This is a genomic window from Tepidibacillus infernus (assembly GCF_048898065.1).
Taxonomy (GTDB): Bacteria; Bacillota; Bacilli; order Tepidibacillales; family Tepidibacillaceae; genus Tepidibacillus_B; species Tepidibacillus_B infernus.
Genome location: NZ_JBLWFI010000001.1, coordinates 2,381,264 through 2,404,775, shown reverse-complemented (window position 1 = coordinate 2,404,775; position 23,512 = coordinate 2,381,264). Strand labels below are relative to the sequence as shown.

General features: G+C 31.4%; 21 protein-coding genes, 2 tRNA genes and 1 other annotated feature. Of the genes, 1 reads left to right on the top strand and 22 read right to left on the bottom strand.

Annotated features, from left to right (window positions below):
- Positions 1 to 632 precede the first annotated feature (632 nt).
- From TEPIDINF_RS12020 to TEPIDINF_RS11965, 12 genes are all read right to left on the bottom strand, one after another.
- The gene (locus TEPIDINF_RS12020) at positions 633 to 1,874 is read right to left on the bottom strand and encodes an MFS transporter (RefSeq protein ID WP_421692087.1); all 1,242 of its coding nucleotides are present in this window, start codon (positions 1,872 to 1,874) and stop codon (positions 633 to 635) included.
- 439 nt (positions 1,875 to 2,313) lie between these two features.
- Entirely contained in the window at positions 2,314 to 2,610 is a 297-nt protein-coding gene (locus tag TEPIDINF_RS12015; protein WP_421692170.1) for an HAD family hydrolase, read from the bottom strand.
- Positions 2,607 to 2,963 (bottom strand): HAD hydrolase-like protein, encoded by a 357-nt coding sequence (locus tag TEPIDINF_RS12010; protein ID WP_421692086.1) that lies wholly within the window; start codon positions 2,961 to 2,963, stop codon positions 2,607 to 2,609. The genes TEPIDINF_RS12015 and TEPIDINF_RS12010 overlap by 4 nt, the downstream gene beginning before the upstream one ends.
- An 11-nt stretch (positions 2,964 to 2,974) precedes the next feature.
- Complete coding sequence (locus tag TEPIDINF_RS12005) at positions 2,975 to 3,463, bottom strand: adenylyltransferase/cytidyltransferase family protein (RefSeq protein WP_421692085.1); 489 nt, start codon at positions 3,461 to 3,463, stop codon at positions 2,975 to 2,977.
- 326 nt (positions 3,464 to 3,789) lie between these two features.
- A complete protein-coding gene (locus TEPIDINF_RS12000) occupies positions 3,790 to 5,133 on the bottom strand; it encodes an aspartate aminotransferase family protein (protein ID WP_421692084.1) in 1,344 nt (447 codons plus the stop codon).
- Positions 5,133 to 6,242 carry a DegT/DnrJ/EryC1/StrS family aminotransferase gene (locus TEPIDINF_RS11995; protein WP_421692083.1) on the bottom strand — a complete coding sequence of 370 codons (1,110 nt, stop codon included), beginning with the start codon at positions 6,240 to 6,242 and terminating at the stop codon, positions 5,133 to 5,135. Before TEPIDINF_RS11995 ends, TEPIDINF_RS12000 begins: the two co-directional genes overlap by 1 nt.
- A 1-nt stretch (position 6,243) precedes the next feature.
- On the bottom strand, positions 6,244 to 7,251 hold the full coding sequence (locus TEPIDINF_RS11990) for an NAD-dependent epimerase/dehydratase family protein (RefSeq protein ID WP_421692082.1): 1,008 nt from the start codon (positions 7,249 to 7,251) through the stop codon (positions 6,244 to 6,246).
- 2 nt (positions 7,252 to 7,253) lie between these two features.
- Complete coding sequence (locus tag TEPIDINF_RS11985; RefSeq protein WP_421692081.1) at positions 7,254 to 9,593, bottom strand: glycoside hydrolase family 65 protein; 2,340 nt, start codon at positions 9,591 to 9,593, stop codon at positions 7,254 to 7,256.
- Between the two features lie 22 nt (positions 9,594 to 9,615).
- Positions 9,616 to 10,842, bottom strand: a complete 1,227-nt coding sequence (locus TEPIDINF_RS11980) for an ATP-grasp domain-containing protein (protein ID WP_421692080.1) — start codon at positions 10,840 to 10,842, stop codon at positions 9,616 to 9,618.
- Positions 10,839 to 11,825, bottom strand: coding sequence for a hypothetical protein (locus TEPIDINF_RS11975; RefSeq protein ID WP_421692079.1), 987 nt, complete (start codon positions 11,823 to 11,825; stop codon positions 10,839 to 10,841). The genes TEPIDINF_RS11980 and TEPIDINF_RS11975 overlap by 4 nt, the downstream gene beginning before the upstream one ends.
- A gap of 2 nt (positions 11,826 to 11,827) precedes the next feature.
- On the bottom strand, positions 11,828 to 13,207 hold the full coding sequence (locus TEPIDINF_RS11970; protein WP_421692078.1) for a pyridoxal phosphate-dependent aminotransferase: 1,380 nt from the start codon (positions 13,205 to 13,207) through the stop codon (positions 11,828 to 11,830).
- Complete coding sequence (locus TEPIDINF_RS11965; RefSeq protein WP_421692077.1) at positions 13,204 to 13,686, bottom strand: GNAT family N-acetyltransferase; 483 nt, start codon at positions 13,684 to 13,686, stop codon at positions 13,204 to 13,206. Before TEPIDINF_RS11965 ends, TEPIDINF_RS11970 begins: the two co-directional genes overlap by 4 nt.
- A 727-nt stretch (positions 13,687 to 14,413) precedes the next feature.
- Between TEPIDINF_RS11965 and TEPIDINF_RS11960 the strand changes: the two genes are divergently transcribed.
- Complete coding sequence (locus TEPIDINF_RS11960; RefSeq protein WP_421692076.1) at positions 14,414 to 15,361, top strand: phage/plasmid replication domain-containing protein; 948 nt, start codon at positions 14,414 to 14,416, stop codon at positions 15,359 to 15,361.
- Between the two features lie 94 nt (positions 15,362 to 15,455).
- Here TEPIDINF_RS11960 and TEPIDINF_RS11955 read toward each other — a convergent pair whose 3' ends face one another.
- From TEPIDINF_RS11955 to guaB, 10 genes are all read right to left on the bottom strand, one after another.
- Entirely contained in the window at positions 15,456 to 15,740 is a 285-nt protein-coding gene (locus TEPIDINF_RS11955) for a hypothetical protein (RefSeq protein ID WP_421692075.1), read from the bottom strand.
- Between the two features lie 98 nt (positions 15,741 to 15,838).
- Positions 15,839 to 16,285, bottom strand: coding sequence for a tyrosine-type recombinase/integrase (locus TEPIDINF_RS11950; protein ID WP_421692074.1), 447 nt, complete (start codon positions 16,283 to 16,285; stop codon positions 15,839 to 15,841).
- Positions 16,282 to 16,830 carry a tyrosine-type recombinase/integrase gene (locus tag TEPIDINF_RS11945; RefSeq protein ID WP_421692073.1) on the bottom strand — a complete coding sequence of 183 codons (549 nt, stop codon included), beginning with the start codon at positions 16,828 to 16,830 and terminating at the stop codon, positions 16,282 to 16,284. The genes TEPIDINF_RS11950 and TEPIDINF_RS11945 overlap by 4 nt, the downstream gene beginning before the upstream one ends.
- 157 nt (positions 16,831 to 16,987) lie before the next feature.
- Positions 16,988 to 17,064 (bottom strand) — tRNA-Arg (locus TEPIDINF_RS11940).
- Between the two features lie 24 nt (positions 17,065 to 17,088).
- A tRNA-Ser gene (locus tag TEPIDINF_RS11935) sits at positions 17,089 to 17,178 on the bottom strand.
- 127 nt (positions 17,179 to 17,305) lie between these two features.
- The gene (serS, locus tag TEPIDINF_RS11930; protein WP_068726981.1) at positions 17,306 to 18,583 is read right to left on the bottom strand and encodes a serine--tRNA ligase; all 1,278 of its coding nucleotides are present in this window, start codon (positions 18,581 to 18,583) and stop codon (positions 17,306 to 17,308) included.
- Positions 18,584 to 18,662: 79 nt separating this feature from the next.
- Positions 18,663 to 18,886, bottom strand: a binding site (T-box leader).
- Between the two features lie 75 nt (positions 18,887 to 18,961).
- Positions 18,962 to 19,537, bottom strand: coding sequence for a pyridoxal 5'-phosphate synthase glutaminase subunit PdxT (gene pdxT / locus TEPIDINF_RS11925; protein WP_068726979.1), 576 nt, complete (start codon positions 19,535 to 19,537; stop codon positions 18,962 to 18,964).
- A 25-nt stretch (positions 19,538 to 19,562) separates the two neighbouring features.
- Positions 19,563 to 20,447: a pyridoxal 5'-phosphate synthase lyase subunit PdxS gene (gene pdxS / locus TEPIDINF_RS11920; RefSeq protein ID WP_068726977.1), complete on the bottom strand. Its 885-nt coding sequence runs from the start codon at positions 20,445 to 20,447 to the stop codon at positions 19,563 to 19,565.
- A gap of 94 nt (positions 20,448 to 20,541) precedes the next feature.
- Positions 20,542 to 21,852, bottom strand: coding sequence for a D-alanyl-D-alanine carboxypeptidase family protein (locus tag TEPIDINF_RS11915; RefSeq protein WP_082732538.1), 1,311 nt, complete (start codon positions 21,850 to 21,852; stop codon positions 20,542 to 20,544).
- Between the two features lie 113 nt (positions 21,853 to 21,965).
- A complete protein-coding gene (gene guaB, locus TEPIDINF_RS11910; RefSeq protein WP_068726971.1) occupies positions 21,966 to 23,423 on the bottom strand; it encodes an IMP dehydrogenase in 1,458 nt (485 codons plus the stop codon).
- Positions 23,424 to 23,512 lie beyond the last annotated feature (89 nt).

The following is a 23,512-nucleotide window of genomic DNA, read 5'->3' as shown; positions in this document are numbered from 1 at the left end:
CACGATTGCTGCTTTCTTCGTTTAAATTATATTACAAAATAATATAAAAATCTATGTAATTTTGAGTAAATTCAAGAAAATTAGTTATTTATACGTGTTATTCTAGCATAACATAAAAATTCGCCATTATTTGGGCGTTTTTGATATATATATCTATAAAAATCGTTTATATATTACACGTAATCATAAAAAAGAAAAAATACTATGCTAAATTCATAGTATTTTCCCATAAAAATTAATAATTGTCGGTACAACTTTTGGTATTAAAAAAATTATGTTTATTGGAAAATATTCACTTTTTGAATAAAACAATCATCTTTAATGAGAGTATTCAACTTACATTTGAATATGTACTTACTATATTTTTCACATAATAAAGACCTATTCCGTCATGTTCTTTCTTCGTAGAAAACTCTTATTTAAATATTTTCTCTAAGTCAGGTACTTCGTAAGCGTCAAACTATCCATTTTAGCAGTTACAGTCTCTGGACATGAACGAATTTTATTCATGAAAGGAGGAAAACAAACAAAGAAACTTATTATTACCTTATGGGATAAATTACTGTATAAAACTAAAAAAGAGTTAATATTCAAATCTAGACTTAATTCTTTATCCCTGTTTCTATTAACTTTTATTCCTCGTTTGTTAAATCAAAAAACTTAATGTTATTTTCAGAAATAGAAAGGTTCTTTTTTTCATAATAAAATGATATTCCTGTAATAATAAGAACAAATAAACTCAATATTAAAAAAGCAATAATAAATGAACCATATTCTGCTAATGTTCCAACTAAAACCATCAGAGTAGGTCCTATTATGCTACCCCCCATACGAATTAAAGAACTAATTCGTCCCATATACTCATTTTCAACTTCAATTTGAATCTGTGTATCCACAATAGCTGTTAAATATTCTATTACAAAACCAATTAAAAAATATAAAAGTAAAGCAACACTGTAATACCTATTGAAGCCAAATAAAATTAAAAAAATTGATATAGATAAAAATCCTAGTGTTATTACATACTTTAACTTATTGTTTTTTAACATACCAACAATATAACCGCCAATGATAGATCCCACACCTAATGCTGAGTCTAAAACTCCAAATTGCATAGCATTAATAAAAAGTTTATCTCTACTAAAAGGTGCAAGCAGTACATTAAGAACCATCGTTACAGTCCAAGTTGAAATCCCAAATATCACTAAATTTATCACATGTAATTTTTGTTTTAAATACTTAACAGTTTCATTAGTGCTTTCTACTATATTAATTTTGTAATTATTTTTTTTTGGTTTTATAATTCCACTTCTTAAAAAGAAAATACACACAGCAGAAAAAAGATATGTTAAAGCATCTATTATAAGAGCCCCTGTTGTACCAATTATTGCTATTATTGCACCTCCTACAGATGTTCCTATAAGGAATCCAGATTGCATAGCGATAGACATAGTTGCATTTACCTTTAATAATTTTTTTTTATCAAATAATTCTGGTAATATAGCAAATAGCGTTGGTAAAATAAAACTTTGGCCAATGGCTAATAATCCAACAAAAATATACATCACTATTGCGCTAAAACCATAAAAAGAGAATGTAAGAATCCAAGATGACATTATAATAAATTGTAGAATTTCAATTATAATTCCAATTAGTCTTCTGTCAAAAATATCAACTATCATACCTGCAAATGGAGTTATTATTATTCCTGGAACTGTAAATAAAGCTAATGATATGGCAACAATCAAAACAGATTGTGTTCGTTCATATGTAAGCCATGAAATAATAATATATTTGAAACCATCTCCAAAATTTGAGGTAAAACGTGATAAGAAGATCAGCATTAACTTTCTATTTGCAAATATCTCTATCAATTTAGTTTACTCCTTACTGAAAAGATATAATATAGAATCTTATAGTTCGTCAAGAGTTAATATTGACACCTTCTTCAAGTGTTGAAGATGTATAGTGTGGTTCATCTTTGAACGTGTTAAGTTCATTTTTTTTGAATTTCCTTAAAGGTATGACAACATCTTTTCTTTCACGTTTGGTTCTAAATCATAGTCAGATAACTATAGATCACCCATAAACAATGTTGGATAATACAAAGAATATATTCTATTCCCCAAATAAATAAATTTTTTAATCCACTTCATATATATTATTTGAACCTATGACCAAATCAAAAGTTACAAGTTATTTCCTAATATATTTCATCCTTTTATATTTCCAAAAATGTAATATACTTAAGTTTTCCTATTTATTTACCATTTATTAGAGTAAACTTTATTTTCCAAATAATCATTTTCTGAACTACGCTAATGCCATTCTTTCAAAATCCCAGTACTTTAAAGAAGGTATAACATACTCTAAATCAATATTATCAAAATCTTTTCTAGAACCGATTGCTACAACTCTCATTCCAGCTCTTTTTGCTGCAACACACCCTGAAATAGAGTCCTCAAATACAATGCAATATTCTGGATTTACACCTATTCCTCTACTCGCCTCTAAAAATATTTGAGGCTCAGGTTTACTTTTTGTATTTCTATTAACTTGAACTATATAATCAAAATAATTTTGGATCCCAAGCATATTAACTACCTTTATAGCATTAGCACTTGATGACCCAAGTGCAATTCTAAACTTTTTTTCCCTTTTTCTAAAGCCTCAAGAGCTCCATCTAATATATCATTTTCGTCTATATTACTAATATAATTTAGATAATATTCATTTTTTTTATTAGCTAAATTAATTTTCTGTTTGTAAGTAGCTTTAATACTTGACTGTTCTAAGATTAAATCTAATGACTTAATACGACTTACTCCTTTTAGGGATTTAGCTAAACTTGGTGTCATATTCACTCCTAGATCCCTAGCCAAATCTGTCCATGCTTTAAGATGATACTTTGATGTGTTAACTAAAACACCATCTAAGTCAAATATTACTCCCAATACGTTCATTAATACATCACCTACACTAAATGAAAGTATTTATTTAAAAGTTTAGTTGATGAAGAACTATATTCATCAGTATAAACCATTTTTGTACCAATTCGTTGACACGTCTCTTCTTCAATAAATATATTATTATTTGTATTTCTATCTCTAACCTTATAGTCAGATCCTTTGACATAGTAATGAGGTTTTATTTTCTGTAAAATTTCAACAGCTGAAGGCCATTCATTAATTATAACATAGTCTACTATTTCTAATGATGTCAATATTTCTGCTCTATATTTTTCGTTAAATGCCGGTCTTTCTGGCCCCTTATTTACATAGATATCAGCAGTTACACTTACAATTAATATATCGCCAAATTCTTTTGCAGCTTTTAAATGTTTTAAATGACCAATATGAAAAAGATCGAAGACCCCGTGACAATGTACAATTTTTTTACCTTTATCTTTAAGAAATTTTAGTTTATCTTCTATTTCATCCAAAGATAACAATTTATTATTCATATTAAAACCTCCCACTAGATTATTATTTTTCTCATTTTCTTACGTTTCCTTAGCTTAAATCAAGACTCTCTAAAAAATGGTAATATGGTCTATGCCCTTACATTCCTTCGTTCTATCTTTTGCTTCTTGCTCCTGAACTGCTTCTATTCCTTATGTTGATAGTTTATTCGCCTTCTCTGTGCTTCCTTGTTCCTATACTTTATGTAAGCCTACTCCTTATAATAATAAGGGTACTAATTGATTCAAGACAGAGCATACAGTAGGTGCTTTTCTTTTTTAAATCTCAAATTGAATCATTATAGGAATAACTCTTATCGATAATAAACTTACTTAAAATAATGAACTTCTCTAAAGATATCCTCTATTCTATTTAAAGTTTCAAATAAATCTTGTTTACTATGAGCGAGACTAAATGTAATAGGTTCAGGTGTATTTGAAAGTGGCAAAAATACGCCATATAGTCCCTTCTCATAAAATGCTTTTTTATAAACTTCTAAAGCGAATTCTTTATTAAAATTAGCAATAATTTCTCGATAATCTTTTGGCTGTTTCTCAAGTCCAAAGTGAACACCTATACGTCCACCTACACCATCAACAAAACCAGGTATAGAATACTTATTTAAAAGATTGGTTACTTCCCTAATAAATGTATCATTTAGATACCAAATATGTTCGTAAACTCCAGGTTTCTCAAGTTCATTTAAAACTGCTAGAGTTCCGTATACTGCAAAGTTTCTACCTGTATTAGTACCACTCATTTGATTTTTTCCCTTTGGAGTTAAATCATTCATAAATTCTTCTTGACCAACAACAGCTGCTATAGGCATACCACTTCCCAAGGCTTTTCCAAAGCACGAGATGTCAGGTTCAATTTTAAGATATTCTTGTGCTCCCCCAAGCCCTAAGCGAAATCCTGTTAATACTTCATCGAAGATTAATATTATATCATTTTCTTTTGTTAAATTTCTTACAGTATTCAAGAACTCTTTTTCCGGTTTAACACAACCTATATTTAATGAAATGGGCTCCATGATTACAGCAGCTAAATCATTTCTATTGTGTTTAACTGCTTCAGTAAAAGCTTCGATATCATTAAAAGGTATTGTTATAATTAGGTCATCAATTACGTTTGGTATTCCTGTTGACCCTGGAATTGGATCTATTTTCCCAGGGCCATGGATTTCCCCAAGATATGGAGAAGTGTCCATTGAATAAAGTAAATAGTCATGCAATCCATGAAAGTGACCTTCAAACTTTAGAATTTTGTTTTTTCCAGTTTTAGATCTAGCAATACGTATTGCATACATAGTTGCTTCAGTACCTGAATTACAAAGTCTTACTAAATCAGCACTAGGTATATATTTTTTTAACTTTTCTGCCAATTCAATGTGACCTTCTGTTTCATATTGATAACCAAACCCAGTATCAAACGAACTTATAACTGCATCTCTAATCATTTTTGGATTATGACCAAGAAATAATGACCCCCAACCTACTAAGTAGTCTATATAATCATTTCCGTCGACATCGATAAGATGGGAGCCTTTAGCTTCTTTAAAATAGATTGGTCCTATTTCTTCTAAATGATTCCAAGCAGCAGAAACTCCTCCTACTAAAGATTTTTCTGCCTTATTTTTTAATTGCTGAGTTTTTTCTAATGTAATAAACATCAAAACACCCTTTCTTCTTTAAAAAAGTTTCTAATTGTTTTAATTACCTCATTAACATCTGCATCTCTAAGTTCAGGATAGATTGGAAGTGAAAGTATTTCTTTAACTTGTTTTTCAGATTGTGGGAATATATCAATAGATAGATTTGATTTTAAAGCTGCTTGTTGTTTATGTATTGGAATAGGATAATGTATCTTGGTTTCAATTCCTCTCTTTGAGAGGTAATTCATTAATTGATCTCTATATTTAGTTTGAATTACAAAAGCGTGATATACAGATTGTGTATTTTCTTTTTCTACTGGTAATTTAATTGGAAGGCCTTTTAAACCATTAATATACATATTAGCAATTTCTCTTCTTCGTTCCGTCCATTGGTCTAGATAATCAAACTTTACGTTTAATATTGCAGCCTGAATTTCATCTAATCTTGAGTTGATTGACCACTCTACACACTCATCACGATTTTTTAATCCATGATTACGTAATTGTTTTATGTATTCATAAATCTGTTGATCATTAGTAACAATTATTCCCGCATCTCCACTTGCACCTAAATTTTTTAAAGGATGTAAACTAAAACAACCTATTTGACCAAAAGTACCAACTTTTTTATTTTTAATCTTTGCATTAATAGCTTGTGCGCAATCTTCAATCACTATTAAATTATACTTATTAGCAATTTTTAAAATTGCATGCATATCTGCTGGTCGTCCTGTTAAATGCACTGGGATTATTGCTTTAGTTCTTTTGGAAATTTTTTCTTCAATTAAACTCACATTAATATTTTGGTCAGAATCAACATCTACAAATACAGGTTTTGCTCCTGATAAAACAATAGAAGAAGCCGTTGCTAAGAACGAATTAGGTGCTGTTATAACTTCATCTCCATTTCCGATTCCGAATACTTTTAATGCAAGTATCAAAGCGTCTGTACCGCTGTTAACTCCTATTGCATAATTTGAGCCAATATATCTAGCAAACCTTTCTTCGAAGGTTTTGACTTCTTCGCCTAATATAAATATTCCTGAGTCAAGAACTTTATCTATTTTTTTTAGTACTCTGTATTTAATATCAGTATTTTTCATAGATAGATTTACATATGGTATCATCTTATTTCCCCTTTATGATGGAAAAAAAAGATTCCATTCTTGTTTTCATGAAATTTACATTTCTATACCTATCATTATCAGGGTCATTAATTAGACCATTTAATAAAGCATTTCCAAGTAAACGAATTTCATCTTTAATTTGATATTTAGGTCTAAACCCAAGCTTGTCCTTAATTTTATCTGCTGACATATGATAAGAACGAAAATCATTAGTCCCAACAACTTCAATTTCTACATTCCTATCTAAAGACTCTTTAACCAAGGTTGCTATATCAATTACTTTTAAATTAACTTCATTAACATTAAATATTTCTCCGTGAATCTTGTTTGTTTCTGTTTCTATTAACAGTAAATAAGTTTCTACCATATCTCTAACTGATAAATTTGGACGTTTTTGTTGACCACCCAATACAGTAATTTTATTCTTTAAAACAGCATGATAAGTTAAAATATTTACTGTTAGGTCAAGTCGTTGTCTAGGTGCATATCCATATAATGTAGCGGGCCTTACAATAACTCCTGAAAAACTGTTTGATAATTGACTTAGTAATTCTTCCTCTATATAAGCCTTATATTTCGCATAACTAGATATAGGTTCTAAAGAAAAGTTTTCAGTTACATTTTCTTCATCCTTAATTCCATAAACACTTGCCGAAGAAGCAAAATAAAATCTTTTAACCCCGTTCTTTTTTGATAATTTGATTAATTCTTTACTAGCAAAATAATTAATATCCTTTGTTAAATTTTCATCAATTTCACAACTAGCATCATTTGATAGGGCCGCTAAATGAATTACTTCATCTACTCCTTGCAATTCACTCTCTAGTTTAGAATAATCTCTAATATCTCCTTTAATAATTTTTAAATTTTCATTTTTTATATTCTTAAAAATATTACTATCAAATATAAACCAATCATAAACTTTTACTTTATAATTCCGTTGTAACAATTTTGGAATAAGTAAACTACCAACATAACCTCCACCACCAGTTATTAAGATAGTCCTCATTTTTAACCCTCCTCGTTTACCTTCATATTTATATTTACTTTTACCGTATTTTTTAAATCATTTACTTTATAGTAATCGTCTAATATTTTTAATGAAATTTCTTGACCATTACTTTCTTTTATATTTACAATTAAATCATTTTCATTGAATGTGAATGATAATTTAGCCCCTCGCCATTTAATATTAAATTCTAAATAACCTAAATCATTAGTAATTCTTGGTTTAACGATAATTAAATCTTCTTCAAAACTTATCCCTGCAATTCCGTGTACAAGAATTTGCCAAGCTCCAGCATAAGCAGCAAGGTGTATACCATTTCGATAGTTTTCTTTAGGTAAATAATCCAAGTTGAAACGAGATGCTAATTTTAAAAAATATGTAGCTTGATCATATAATCCGATTTCTGAAGCTACTAGTCCATGTGGAGACGCACTTAACGAAGACTCATGGACAATCCTTTTTGTGTAAAATTCGAAACTTTTTTGTTTTATTTCTTTTGTAAAATATTTACTAAATAACGAAAGCATCAATACTATATCTGCTTCTTTTATAAGCCGTGTATTAAAACTTTTTAATAAATTAGCCTTTTTCCTATCGGAGACTGATAACGCTGGACGTCCATTTGGATCCCAAGAGGAAACTATATTATCTGGTAAATCAAAATAACCATCATGTTGTTGTAAAATTTTTTCTTTATAATCAGGAAAATAAACTAATGAAGCGATATCTTCCCAATATTCAATCTCTGAGTTTTGAAAATTCTGTTTTTTTGCAATATCATTAAATTTATTAACATTCTTCTCTCTAAAATTTTTTAATGTTTTACTAGCATAGGTTAATGTCCATTTCATAATAAAATTTGTAAAGTAATTGTTATTGACATGATAATGATATTCATCTGGTCCCATAACACTATTTATTACATATTTATGAATACTCTCATCCCATGTAAATAAACTTTTTGCAAATTTTGCACATTGTATAATGAGTTCAAGTCCATAGTTCCACATAAAATCGTCATCATTTGTTAAACTATGATAGGTATACAAACCGTACAAAACAGCACCAGATAGAAAATATTTTTCCTTTCCACTCCATTCATAAAATTTTTCATTATTAATCAAATCAAAAATTTCCCATGGAGCTGCTAGCAATCCATCAAAATCCGTTTCCTCTGGATACCTTGCTCCTTCAAATCCAGTTTCTTTTGCATGCCTCTTAGCGTTTGATAAGGTGTCATATCTAAACATTAAGTATGATCTTGCAATACTAGGATTGACTAGTGACCAAAAAGGCAACTTAAAAAATTCAGTATTAAAGAAGAAGTGGCCTGAATGATATTCACTAGTTAAACCTCGAGCAGGAGTATTTTGTGAATGACTAAAATGGTTAATTGATTGTATTAAGTGAAAAAGATTAAATCGTATTGTACTCTGATACTCTTTATTACCAATTCTTACATCATATTCTTCCCAGTATTTATTCCATATTTGTAAATGTTCATCAATTAATGAACTTATATTTTTATTTAAGTATTTTTTATATTCTAACTCAAATTCTTCTCTATTAATATTTGATTTAATAAACGCTATTTTATGAAAATCAACTTTTTTCCCTTCTTCTACATAAATAACTTGGCACTCTCCGACTCTATTTCTTTCATTAACTGAAAACCACTTCTTTTTGTTATAGCAATTGAGTTTACTAGCTATAATTATTCTTTCATTCTTTGCAAAAGTATTTCCCTCTAGTATTAGACCTAATAATTCATCGAGTTTTTGATGTTCTTTTTGATAATGATAAGTTTGAATATTAGAGTTAAACCCGCCTAGGTAAGAATTACCAATTCTCGCATCAATATAGCTACAGATATTTATTCTATTAGAGTAGTTTATTGGTGTAACATTCCCCCATAGAAGACTTAATTCTAAATATTTAGCATGAATTAATGTTTCCCACTCTATTTTCGTTTTTCGCTTTTGACTATCAGTAAAGATTATTTTAGTAAAAACAGTAGCTTTCTTATAATTTAACTCCCTATAGAATTCATTAATCTCAACATCATCAAAATTTATAGGAGATGAATCTTCTATTTGAAATTTTATAGGTAACCAATTAGGAAGATTAACAATTTCACTGGTAAATTGTATAGTTCTATCATAAATATTAGACATAAAAAATCCAGGTATGGAATAAATACTATCAAATTCAATAGTATTTCTAATTCCAATCTTCCCATTCGATAAAGCAAATAATGATTCGTAATAAGAAGCATTATTAGGTTCATATTTACTTTGAATTAATTTCCAATCTTTTTCTATAATTACACTATTATCTTTCATTAAAATCACCCTAAAATCTACCTTATTCAATATTAATTATTAATTTAGAAAGTGCTTTTTTAGAGTTCTCTAATGCACTTTCTGGATTAGTGTGTTGTGTTATAACGTATGCCAAACAAGGTAACTCCCCAATTTTAACGTAATCTCCTTTTTTTATGATTATATTACCGTCTACGACGTAAGGTGAATTAAGCATTTCATTTTTACCTAATATATTAGTTACAACCCCTTCTTTTAGGACCTGATAGTATTTAATACCTACGTATTTAATTTTTTGTTTTTTAATAACTGGTTTATCTCCCATTGCAATATTGAGAGCAACTTTTGCCAAGTCAATTCCAAGTGCCATTTTGCATAATACAGGTACAAATCCACCAGCCATACGTGGATTAACTTCCAACAATCGAACCCCATCTTTAGTTATTTTATATTCAATATGAGTGATTACGTTGTTAAGCTCTAAAGCATTTAAAATCTCTGTAGAAACTTTGATTATATCATTACTAATACTAGTATTAACTCTAGCAGGAACCAAACCACCGTGATATAAGAACTGTTTACAGTTATTCTTTACAATAGAAAATTGTAATTCTTCTGTTATAGCTACTGGGTAAATTATATTGTCAATAATGGCTGATTCAAAAGTAATTACTCTTCCCTCATCATCAAGATACTCTTCTACTATAACTTCCCGCGTTAAAGAAGGAGAATCTTCAGTTGCTTTATAAGCTGTATACCAAGCTGATCCCAATTCAGACAAATTTTCTACTTTTGAAGCCCCCATTGAGAAGTTACCGTCAATCGGTTTTACAACTAATGGTAGACCCAAATCGTAGACTGCTTCTTTAAATTCGTCATATGTACTAGCTTTTCGATATTTTGGCATGGGAATATTATATTTTGATAGGTGATTTCTTGTTTCCCATTTATTCATACTAATTCGAACGCTTTTAGGTGATGGACCAACTAGTTTTAACTCTTTAGCAATATGTGAGGCCAGTTCTGAGAGCTCATCTTCGTTTGTAAAAACTCCGTCAATATTCGATTTTACTGCAAATTCACAAATTTTATCTTTCCATTGTACAGGGTTTACATACAAATCTTTAATTATATAGACATCTACAATATCATCTGGTAGCTTTCTATCTCTGTCTAAAATCAAATAAACATTCAAACCTAACTCACGCGAAGCATCAAGAATGTACCCTCTCCATTCTTGCGACCAATCTAGGATTAGTATGTTTTTCAATATTCCACCTTCTTTTCTATTAATTCATTAAAAAATTTAGCATCAATAATTTTTTTATTAAAGTTTCTATTGTTATAGTAAATGTAGCCATTGAATTTTGATTGATTATACTCATCATAACTAACGCTTAATACAGGATCATCAAAATTTTTAAGTGATACCACCTTTTCAAAATAATCAGGCCCTCCATCTTCATATATCTTTGCGGGAAAAGGTATGAAACCCATTATTTTCTTGATATGAAAGAGTCCTAATGAAGCGACATGACCATAAAAACTTGGGTCAGCACCTAAGCTTGCAATATCATAACCTAAATTAATAGATGTTTGAACATGATAATAGTAAAGTATTCGTGTAACATCAATAAAGTGATGTGATTTATCAACGGATAAATATACTGCTCTAAGCATACTATTCTCATCATTTTTTTTTGAAAGCAACCCACCGATGAGCTGACTTTGATAATAAATAAATATTCCAGTAAACCGATCTAAATTATCTAGAAATATTTGATAATCACTTTTTGCTACATTTACAGCCCTTTTTATCCGTGTTAATCCTTTGTTATATAGCTTATAAAAATCATCTAATTGATTTCTTTCGAGATTTTCTTTTATTAGTACATAATATTCATTATTATTTTGTATTTCACGTAATGCTTTATTAATTGCATTTTTTTCTTTACTTTTAATACTCTTCATATAATCATTGTTTTTTAAATACATTAGCCATAGTATCCAACTAGGTTTATATACAAATCCAATCTTTTTGTACTCCTCTATCTCTGCTTTTGAGGGATCTTTTTTATAAACTCTAATTAAATCAATACTAGAATCTTCTTGATTACTATTTAAAGTATAATCTTGATTATAGATACTTAACATTTTTACGTTTAAAAACTTTTCCATTATTATCCCTTTTTGATTATCAACATAAGAAGTATCAGGTAATGGACTATCTAACTTTTTAAATAAATCTTCCAATTCTATACTCCCCCTAAATAATTTGCTATTCTATCAACTGTTTCTTTAAATAGTAACTTCTCTACTGCACAAGATACCCTTACCCAAAAATGCTGTGGTATAAATATTTTTTTATTTAATTCTTGATCACCAATAAAACAACCAAATGGATAAACTGTAACTACTTCTTTATTAAAGAGATCTTTGGCAAACGTCTCTTCATTGTTGAAAGGCACCTTTAAACACAACATATAGTTTGTTCCACTATCTAATATAGTGTATCCATCTATCCAGGGTTTAAGTTTCTCTTCAATATATGACTTGTTCTCATAGACTGTATCATACATTTGTAAAATATTGTTTTTATGTTCAAAAATCTCATCAGCATTCAATATATTCTCGAATTTTACTTTAAATGTATCATTTGCCTTTCTTAAAACCATGTTACAACTTTCTTTATAGTTTTTGTTTTTTTCCATTAAGTGAATAATTGAAGAATAGATAAAATCTTTAATAATTCCATCTTTGCTTAAAAGAGGAGGACAGTCTCCAAATCTTGTCTCAACAATATATTTCATAAGTAAATTTGAACCTAGAATATACCCTACCCTTAAGCCACTAACTGCTCTTCTTTTAGATAGACTATCTATAATAATAGTTTCATCCCAATAATTTAAATTTTTAAAAATTTCTCCATAACTATGTACATTAACTGAACTTTTATACTTTATATCAGATCCTATTTTTTCATAAACTATACTTGTACTATACTTTTTCGCTATAGAGACTATTCGTTCGAATTGTTCAAGATTATATAAAGAGCCAGTTGGGTTATTAGGTTGTGTCATAAAAATAACATCAAATTGATTTTTTTCTAATTCCCGTTCTATATTTTCTGGTTCTGGTAAAAAACCATTCTCTGGATCACCAATCATTTCTTTAAACACAAAACCTGCGAGATTCATTATTTGGTAAACAATCCCATATTGTGGACCGAGTATTAAAGTAGATTTTTTGCCATTTTTATTTAAATAATTAAAACTTAATCTTAAAGCTTCGGCAGCACCATTTGTAACGGCAATGTGAAAATTATTAGGAATATAACCTCCTACATAATCTTCAAAAATACGTATCGCCTCTCTAACATTTTGATCACCTAAAGGGGCAGTATAATAGTTAAATCTTCTCCAATTCTTTGCATCTTCACTAAGTGAATCTAAATACACATTTGAAGGTTTAAGTGTGTTAGTACCTGAAGATAATTCTAAAAGATTTCTGTCAGCTGTTATCGGCTTATCAAAGAAAAGCTTATCTAAATCAAAATATAGGGTTTTATTCCAATCAATTTCCGCTACCCAATTTCCAACGAAACAATTTATTTTCTTGATAGGAGTATTATTCAAAATTTATACAACTCACTTTCTTTTTTTAGTTTTTTTGAATAAATTAAGCAATCTTCGCCGTCTTGCCAGAAGTCTTTTAACTTACCTTCTAAAACAAATCCATTGGATTTATGGAAAGCGATTGCTTCCTTGTGCTCTTCTTCATTTCCAACATCCAAATATATTTTTCTACATCCGATAACACTTAGTTCTTGTTCTATTCTTTTATAAAGTAATGTACCTACTCCCTTTCTGTGCCATCTAGGATGAACATATAACCAAACCGCCCAATAGACATCATTAACTCCCCATTTATCTCTACGGTAACCCATTACACCCACTATTTCTTCCCCAGTATCTATCACAAACAACTTAGCTTCCTTCCGAAGTAGTAGTTCTGCAATTTCTTCTCTCGCTGTTTCATGTAATTTTGGATTGTTCTCTGTTATTAGCTTTATAACATCTTCATAATCTGTTATTAGCATTTCCCTAACTTTCATTTCGGTTCACCTCATTAGAATTATTCATAGAATAGTTTCCTTATTACTTTTTTGAAAAACCAAACAACACATAAGAGAAGTTCCCCTTTTTTTATAATGATATGGTAGAGAGAAGGACCAAAAACTATTTGACTCATTTATTTCGTTATTTTAAAAATAATTTTTCTAATATATAAATTAAAACAAAATATTCTTTATTTCGTTTTACTTATTTTTTGTATGTCGAAAACTTAGTGTTCAGTATGTATATTACCATACTCATTTTGAAAAGTTTGTCGATTCTTGTAATTAGAATCATTTTTTTAAAAAATTAATGTAGGAAAAAAGGAAATAGAATAATTATTGTTCCAGTTGTTTAGATGAGAGTATTTATAAATGACACATCTTTACAGAGTGATTAAAAAACAGTATTATACCTCATTCAAATTGGTGTTGAGTACAAATTACAACGGTTATTTGGTTTATCCAACGATTAATGGTTCGATTAGGAATTTATTCCTTCTACGTCGTTTTTCATATTCAGATAAAGACATACAAAATGTTCTTGCTGAGGTAACGCATTTTTTCTATTAAAACATTGGCAATATTTTTAGGATTTTCTTATTTCCTTTAAAAATTAATAAAACATAACCCAGAAAAAAATCTGTATGAAAATTTGATTTGCAACAAAAAAAATCCTAAAATACCTCCTCGTATGCAAGTTTTTTGATAAAGGGAGGTATTTTATGTGTTTGATACAATCGCCTGCTACACCTTGATTTCTTTAGAAAATCAACTTTTCACCGGTAAAAATGGGTGGAAGCGTAAAAAAGGCAAGTACTTTTCATTTTTCAAAAACTATAACGATATAAGAATATGGTACTATCCCTTATCAGCACAATTAAGAGTAGAATTTTCAATACCAAAAATTATGTACGGAAGTAATGCCAGATTGTATAATCCTCAGCATTTTTCTCGTTTGATTGAACTCATAAATTTTCACCTAAATAGAGTGCTTCAAACTTCATTCATAAATTTTGAGGAATTCATAGTCACAAGGATAGATGTTGCTTTTCATTACAAAATTAACACCACCAAAGATTTTCAAACATACATTGAAACGATAAAAAAACTTTATATACCCTATACGAAAAAGCAAAAATATGATACAGGAAATCGTTTCTATAATAAAAGCAAAAACCTGACTTTGTACAGCAAAGAAGAGGAGATAATCTACAGGATTTCAAAAAATAGAAATTTCAATCAAGAGGACGTAAAAATGATAACCAATATGAAAAACATAATGAGATTTGAGATACAAATGAAAAAAGGAGCTCTAAAATATAAATTTAAAGAAAATCGAACTGTTTCAGATATAGTAAAACCGGAAATTGCTGAAAATATCATAAACGATTTTTTAAATAGAAGTGGGCTGAGATATGAAATGCTTGAAAAATCAGTTTTATTAAACAAAATACAGACATCATTTTCCCCTAGATATGCAAATAATGTGGTTCCATTTATATTAGACCTGAATGAAAAGGGAATGGAATATGTAAAAATGAAATATCCGAAAACAACAATATATAGGTACTTAACAAAATTAAAAGAAATAAATCTAAATGCTATTTATTTTACGGAAAAAGTTTCACACACTATAAATTTTTCTCAAGATATTTTGATTGTTGATGAATAATCATATAACATACATTAAAAAAGTTCCATTTTTAAATATAAAAAGGCAAACAACATATAAAAAAGCGTTTGCCTTTTGTCTTATTCTTTTTCTTTTATCTTATTTTGTCTAGTTTTTCCATAACATTTATAAAGTTTTTCAATCTCGTATCGTCTAATTGAAGGTTTCGGATGAAATTTTCTATTTGTTCCTCTGATATGCTTTTTCCTCTCACCAAATCAAAATAACGCTTCGCAACTTCTCTCGGTGTACAATTTATTTTCGTAGCCAATTCTTCGAAAATAATAATTTTATTCTTATTGATTTCATTTTCCTTTACATAATTTATTATAAAATCATCTTCTTTTGCTTCCCATTTTTTATCTTCATATCCAACCATTGTTTCCCCTCCTTTTTTGCTTTCGCATATTTGAAATTCCTTACTAACGACATTTTCTATTTCTCTCCAACAGTTTCATCAAAGATATATCCAAAGGTTTAAAATCTAAACCGTTGGACTGGGCTGAATTTGTGATGTTGCAGTTTTACATCTAGCCCACTCATGTGTATATATCTTCGTACCATTTGAATATCTGAATGTCCAAGTATTTGCTGCAAGGTGAAAGGATCTCCGCCGCTCAATATGTAATTTTTGGCAAAGTAATGGCGAAAAGAATGCGGGGAGATTCTGGCATCTGTAATCCCTGCTTTTTCTTTATAAAAATTTAATCGTTTTCGAAAACTTGTTTTTTGAAATGGAGTTCCATAAACGCTAAGGAATATTTCTTTGCTATTGATAAAATACTTTTTATTGTCCTGAACAAGAGATAATAACAACTTTTTTGTTGTTGAAGATATGGGTACGTATCTCCCGACTCTTGTCTTTACCTTTTTTGCCTCAAGATAAATAGTAGAATTTTCAAAATCAATTTGGTCAGTGGTCAATGTAGTAGCTTCACCAATACGGATTCCTGTGTCCAATAAAAGCATAATAAGCGTATAATCCTATAACCAGTGTAACTTTTTTTATCAATAACATGTAAAATCGCATTTATGTGGGTGTCAGACATAATCTTCAGTGTGTCTTTGTCGATTTTCATCAGTTTGATTCTTATTGCGAGGTTTTCCAAATAATATCCTTCCTCAAAAATAAACCGTAGAAACGCACGTAAGGTTCTTAAGCGTACATTTACTGTAACCGGCGATACTTGTAGTTCATTCTGCATATAATCAATGTATTGTCTTAGAATTTGGATGTCTAAATCAGTTATTACTACATCATCTGAGCCGATATTTTCAGCCATCCATGTAGTCAAGTATCGAAAGTGTCTTTTATGGTCTTTTATCGTTCTTTCCCTTAAACCTTCTGCTCTTTTAGCAATGATGAACAAATTATGGAGCTCTTTTATTTTATAATCTTTGCTATCTGAGTATTTTTTATCCCCCTTTCTTTTTACTTGTTTTTTGCCAAGAAACATATTTTTTCCCATAAAAAATCCCTCCTAACTTTCCGTTGGAGGGGATTGATTTTCCTAATTATTCTCACAGTCTATAATAAAAATATCCGACAGTCTATCCAAAAATTTAATTAGACTGTGGGAATTCTTATTTTTCCCAAAATGCCTCAAATCCTTGGTATATAAGGAATGGTGTGCCCGAGAGGATTCGAACCTCCGACCTGCAGTTTAGGAAACTGTCGCTCTATCCTGCTGAGCTACGGGCACAAATTATATAAAATCTAAATGTTATGGCGGAGAGGGTGGGATTCGAACCCACGGTACGCTCACACGTACGCTGGTTTTCAAGACCAGTGCCTTAAACCACTCGACCACCTCTCCATAACCATTAGGTTGTCAACGAATAATATATTAACATACAGACAAAGGTTATTTCAAGTATTTTTCCTTTATTTTACAGTGCAAAAAAAGGATAACTACTCAATTAACAGTAGCTATCCTTTTATAATTATTTTGAGATTCGATCTCTACCACCCATGTATGGCCTTAAAATTTCTGGAATGATTACACTTCCATCCTCTTGTTGGTAATTTTCCAAAATAGCGGCCACTGTACGGCCAATCGCTAACCCTGATCCATTTAACGTATGAACAAATTCAGGTTTTGACTTTTTATCGCGACGAAAACGAATATTTGCTCTTCTTGCTTGGAAGTCCTCAAAATTACTTACTGAGGATATTTCTCGATACGTATTAAAACTTGGTAACCAAACCTCAATATCATATTTTTTTGCAGCGGTAAAACCTAAATCAGCCGTACACATGTTTAATACCTGATAAGGTAAGCCCAATAATTGTAATACTTTTTCTGCATTTGCTACTAGTTTTTCTAATTCATCATAGGATTCTTCAGGACGAACAAATTTAACAAGTTCTATTTTGTTAAATTGATGAAGCCGAATTAGTCCTCTTGTATCCTTTCCTGCAGAACCAGCCTCAGAACGAAAACAAGCACTAAAGGCAGCATAATATTTAGGTAAATCCTCATTATCTAATATTACGTCTCGATGCATATTCGTAACAGGTACCTCAGCAGTAGGAATCAGGAAATAATCTGTATCAGAAAGTTTAAAAGCATCCTCCTCAAATTTAGGAAGTTGACCAGTTCCTGTCATGCTTGTCCGGTTCACAATATATGGAGGTAACACTTCTTCATATCCATGTTCTTCTACATGTAGATCTAACATAAAGTTCATCAAAGCTCTTTCTAATCTTGCCCCTAGTCCTTTATAAAAGACAAATCTGGAACCTGATACTTTTGCAGCTGTTTCAAAATCTAAAATTCCTAATCCTTCGGCTATCTCATAATGTGGCTTAGGTTGAAACTGAAATTGAGGTTTTTCCCCCCAGAAACGAATCGGTATATTGTCCGCTTCTGTTTCTCCGATCGGAACACTTTCATGAGGAATGTTTGGAATCCTAAGAAGAATATCTGTAAGTTGTTGATCAAGTTCCCTAATTTGATCATCTAACACCTTAATTCGATCTCCAACCTCTCTCATTTCAACAATAAGATGTTCAGCGTTTTCTCCATCCTTTTTCTTCTTAGCAACCTCTTGGGATACCGCATTTCGTCTACTTTTTAATTGCTCACTTTCTTGAAGCAATGATCTTCTTCTTTCATCCAACTCTGTAAATGCATCAATTTCGTTAATTTTTTCATTACGATGGGCTAAAGCCTGTTTTACTCTTTCTAAATCATTTCGTAATAATTTAATGTCTAACATCTTAAAAACCTCCACTTAAATCAAATTACACTTTTTCCCATAAGAAATCCCAAAAAATAAAAAAACACCAATCCCCAAAAAAAGGGACGGTGCTTATGCTCCGCGTTGCCACCCTAATTGCCTTTCCTTGTCAAAAAATAATGAAAGGCCTCTTCATACAGTAACGGTGTTTCCGTGTTTTCCTACTTTCGATTTCAGAAAACCACTCAGAGACGGATTCTTTGATAATGTTGACCGGTTTCCACCTACCACCGACTCTCTAAACAACAAAAATCAAATACTAGTTCTCTTCATCGTTTTAATATTACATTTTTGTATTTAATAATTTACTACATTTCAAGCATTTATGCAAGAAAAAGGGAGGAAAATTCCCACCCTTTAATCTTTGTATTCTTTAATCATTTTTATAAAATATTGATGAACTCTTGGGTCAAGGGTTAATTCAGGATGAAAAGCAGTAACTAGAAAATGGTCTTGTCTTGCAGCGACGATTTTCCCTTCAAATGTTGATAAAATCTTAGCATTCCCTTTTACTTCCATAATATAAGGAGCGCGAATAAAAACTGCTTGAAAATCATCAGCAACCCCTTCAATTTGTAAAGCTGTTTCAAAGCTTTCTCGTTGACGGCCAAAAGCATTTCTTTCTACCTTGATATCCATTAAACCAAGATGTATTTCTTCTATACCATTAATTTCTTTTGCTAATATAATCAATCCAGCACATGTCCCAAAGATAGGCTTCCCTTTAGTAGCAAAATCCTTTAGTGCTACGTCAAAACCATACTTTTTGATTAACTTGCCGATCGTAGTACTTTCTCCACCTGGAATAATCATACCATCCAATTCAGCTAACTGTTCAACTTTTTTTACAGTAACTGCTTCTTCCCCTGACATTTCAATCATTCTCATGTGTTCTGCAATAGCACCTTGTAGTCCTAAAACTCCAATTTTCATTAAAAATTACACCTTCTTCTTCTAATTACCAACCGCGTTCTGCCATACGTTCATTTTGTAGTAATGAAGAAATTTCTATTCCTTTCATTGGATTACCTAATCCTTTTGAAAGTTCAGCCATTAGTTCATAATCGGTATAATGAGTTGTTGCCTCAACAATGGCTTTAGCAAATTTTTCAGGATTATCAGATTTAAAAATTCCGGAACCAACAAAAACTCCATCTGCACCCAATTGCATCATCAATGCTGCATCTGCAGGTGTAGAAATTCCTCCAGCAGCAAAATTAACCACTGGTAATTTGCCATTTTCATGAACATATAACAATAGATCGTATGGTGCACCTAGGTTTTTGGCTTCTGTCATCAATTCGTCTTTAGACATTCCTTGAACCTTGCGAATTTGACTCATCATCGTACGCATATGTCGTACTGCTTCCACAACATTTCCTGTCCCTGGTTCACCTTTTGTTCGAATCATAGATGAACCTTCGCCAATTCGGCGTAAGGCTTCTCCTAAGTCCCTTGCACCATTAACAAAAGGTACTGTAAATTCATTCTTATTGATATGGTAAACCTCGTCCGCTGGAGTTAATACTTCGCTTTCATCAATATAATCAACGCCTAATGCCTCAAGAATACGTGCTTCTACAAAATGTCCAATTCTAGCTTTTGCCATAACTGGAATAGACACTGCTTTCATGACTTCTTCAATAATTTGAGGATCAGCCATACGTGCAACACCACCTGCTGCACGAATATCTGCAGGAACTCTTTCCAATGCCATAACTGCCACTGCACCAGCTGCCTCAGCAATTTTTGCCTGTTCCGCATTCACAACGTCCATAATGACGCCACCTTTTTGCATTTCAGCCATACCACGTTTTACACGTGCTGTTCCTACCTCAACCATTTTCCTTTTCCTCCTAAAAATTCACAATTTATTTATCAATCAATTTTAATCCATCCTACCGAAAATAACAATCATTTTTAAAAAACTTCTACGGTTAAAATAAACCTTTAATTCCATCCACAATTCCACTAAAGATTCCACCGATAAGTTGTATAACCTTTCGAAAAAATAGACGTATTGCTCCAGCTTTTTCTACATCTTCCTCAGCAATTAAATCAACATTTCCTTTTGCTTGTATCGTTTCATTTAAGTAGGTATATTTTTCTTTCCCAGTATATTCAAAAGTAACATAACCCACTCGATCTTGGCTCTTAATTGGGGCTTCTAGCTTTTCATTATAAATGACTACTGGTTTATATAAATCCTTTTCCCCTTTTTTCATAAGAACACTTAAATTCTTTTTAAGGACAACAGGAACCTCAGTTTCTTTTCCTTTTTCAATCTTTGCTGTTTCAAACCCAGGTACCTTTTCTTTTGCTTTGATTAAATCTACTACTTCAAAGTTTGCAAACCCATAGTCTAACAATTTTTTTGTTTGCATAAAGCGCTCTTTTTCAGACGCAGTCCCTTGAACGACACTAATTAGTCTCATTCCATTTTGCATTGCAGTTGCGGTAAAATTGTATCCTGCTTTAGAAGTATGTCCTGTTTTTATACCGTCAACCCCTTGAACTAAGTTGCCATAAACAAGGCCTGGTAGCATAAAGTTGAAGTTTGGCAAAGGCATTTCATTAGGTTCGCCCTCACGAAACTTAATTCTTGGGGTACTGTTAAATTCTATGCTTTCTGGATAATCATTAATTAAGTGCCACCCTAAAATAGCAGCATCTTTGGCAGACATCACTGTTTCTCCTTCAACGGCTGGCGCATATTGTCCTAGCTCATCTTTAGGGTAACCTGTTGATGTAGAGAAATGAGCAGTTGTCATTCCTAACTCTTTGGCCTTTTCATTCATCATCTGAACAAAATTGGTTTCAGAACCAGCTAAATGTTCTGCAAGCGCAACAGTTGCATCATTCGCAGAGTAGACCGTCATCGCATACATCAATTCTTTTACCGTACGTTTTTCCCCTAGAGCAAGGAAAACACGCGAACCGCCACCTACACCAAGCCAATGGGCATAATCACTTGCAGTGACAACATCATCCCATTTTAATTTACCAGTTGCTATCTCTTCTAAAACCAAATATTCTGTCATCATTTTTGTCATACTAGCAGGTGGTAAGGGTTCATCGGCGTTTTGCTCATATAATATTTTCCCTGAGATTGCATCGATTAAAATCGCCGATTTAGCTTGAATATCAAGATTTGCTTGAGCAAAAGCCTTTTGTTGTAAAGATCCAAAAAACGGAAAAATAAGTGCGACAATGATCAATAGTGATAGTACTTTCCTATGCTGTTTCAAAATGACACCTCCGTTTAAATTTCACAATCATTATTTTATCACAGGGCTTTAAACGAAAAAAGATAGAGAAATGTTTCCCTATCCCCATTCATAACATTTTCCAATAAATTTATTTAAAGAGTTGAATAGTTTGGCGATTCCTTCGTAATTTGCACATCATGAGGATGGCTTTCTTTTAGTCCTGCCCCAGTAATACGAATAAATTGACCATTTTCTTTGAGTTCTTGAATGTTTTTTGTTCCACAATACCCCATACCTGCACGTAACCCACCAACTAATTGATAGATTGTATCTGCCAAAGGTCCTTTATAAGCCACTCTTCCTTCAATTCCCTCTGGAACAAGTTTAAGAATATTTTCCTGAAAATAACGATCTTTACTTCCTGCATTCATGGCCCCTATTGAACCCATTCCACGATAAACCTTGTATCTCCTTCCTTGATAGGTTTCAAAGTCGCCAGGACTTTCATCTGTTCCTGCAAGGAGACTACCTAACATCACTGCATCCGCTCCAGCAGCGATAGCCTTTGTAATATCACCAGAATATTTAATTCCACCATCTGCGATAATGGGAACTCCATATTCCCTTGCAACTGTGGCGCATTCATAAACTGCAGTAATCTGAGGTACACCAATACCTGCAACGACTCTTGTCGTACAAATTGATCCTGGTCCAATACCTACCTTTACCACAGATGCACCAGCTTCAATTAAATCCTTTGTTGCTTCTCCAGTTGCTACATTTCCAGCAATAATCACTAACTCTGGATAAAGTTTCCTCAATGTCCGCACAGTATCCAAGACTCCTTTTGAATGACCGTGGGCAGTATCAACTACTAAAACATCTACTCCTGCCTCAACTAATGCTTTGGCCCGATCCAAGGTATCCCGACTAACACCTACTGCTGCTCCTACAATCAATCTCCCTAATTCATCTTTAGCTGCATTAGGGAATTGGATTGCTTTTTCAATATCTTTAATTGTGATGAGGCCTTTTAACTTGTTATTTTCATCAACCAATGGTAATTTTTCAATACGATATTTTTGCAAAATTTGCTTTGCTTCATCCAAACTTGTCCCAACTGGTGCTGTAATTAGATTTTCTTTGGTCATTACTTCATTGATTTCTAACGAGTAATTTGTGATAAAACGCAAATCCCGGTTCGTTAAAATCCCAACAAGCTCTCCTCGCTCATTCACAATAGGTACACCAGAAACCCGGTATTTTGACATCAATTCTTCTGCATCTGCTACTTTATGAGCAGGAGTTAAATAAAAAGGATTTGTAATTACCCCACTTTCAGACCGCTTGACTCGATCCACTTCTTCTGCTTGCTGTTTGATGGACATATTTTTATGAATAATCCCCAAACCACCTTGTCTAGCCATTGCAATGGCCATATTGGCTTCTGTTACTGTATCCATCCCCGCACTAATAATAGGAATATTTAATTTAACTTTACCTAAATTCGTTGAGACTGTAACGTCTCTAGGTAGGATTTCTGATTTAGCAGGGATCAAAAGAACATCATCAAATGTTAATCCTTCCCGCGTAAACTTCGTTTCCCACACACTTTTCAACCTTCCTTCTAGTCATTTTCCATGAAAAATATATTATTGCAAGTTTAACAAAGGTGATTTGAGGTGTCAATAATCATAAA

Bases quoted from the DNA above. Each gene is read 5' to 3' on its own strand.
- TEPIDINF_RS11965 (WP_421692077.1), bottom strand. From the start codon at position 13,686: ATGAAAGTTAGGGAAATGCTAATAACAGATTATGAAGATGTTATAAAG.
- TEPIDINF_RS12010 (WP_421692086.1), bottom strand. From the start codon at position 2,963: ATGAACGTATTGGGAGTAATATTTGACTTAGATGGTGTTTTAGTTAAC.
- TEPIDINF_RS11990 (WP_421692082.1), bottom strand. From the start codon at position 7,251: ATGAGGACTATCTTAATAACTGGTGGTGGAGGTTATGTTGGTAGTTTA.
- TEPIDINF_RS11955 (WP_421692075.1), bottom strand. From the start codon at position 15,740: ATGGTTGGATATGAAGATAAAAAATGGGAAGCAAAAGAAGATGATTTT.
- TEPIDINF_RS12005 (WP_421692085.1), bottom strand. From the start codon at position 3,463: ATGAATAATAAATTGTTATCTTTGGATGAAATAGAAGATAAACTAAAA.
- TEPIDINF_RS12000 (WP_421692084.1), bottom strand. From the start codon at position 5,133: ATGTTTATTACATTAGAAAAAACTCAGCAATTAAAAAATAAGGCAGAA.
- TEPIDINF_RS11985 (WP_421692081.1), bottom strand. From the start codon at position 9,593: ATGAAAGATAATAGTGTAATTATAGAAAAAGATTGGAAATTAATTCAA.
- TEPIDINF_RS11945 (WP_421692073.1), bottom strand. From the start codon at position 16,830: ATGGGAAAAAATATGTTTCTTGGCAAAAAACAAGTAAAAAGAAAGGGG.
- TEPIDINF_RS11995 (WP_421692083.1), bottom strand. From the start codon at position 6,242: ATGATACCATATGTAAATCTATCTATGAAAAATACTGATATTAAATAC.
- pdxS (WP_068726977.1), bottom strand. From the start codon at position 20,447: ATGGTTGAGGTAGGAACAGCACGTGTAAAACGTGGTATGGCTGAAATG.
- pdxT (WP_068726979.1), bottom strand. From the start codon at position 19,537: ATGAAAATTGGAGTTTTAGGACTACAAGGTGCTATTGCAGAACACATG.
- serS (WP_068726981.1), bottom strand. From the start codon at position 18,583: ATGTTAGACATTAAATTATTACGAAATGATTTAGAAAGAGTAAAACAG.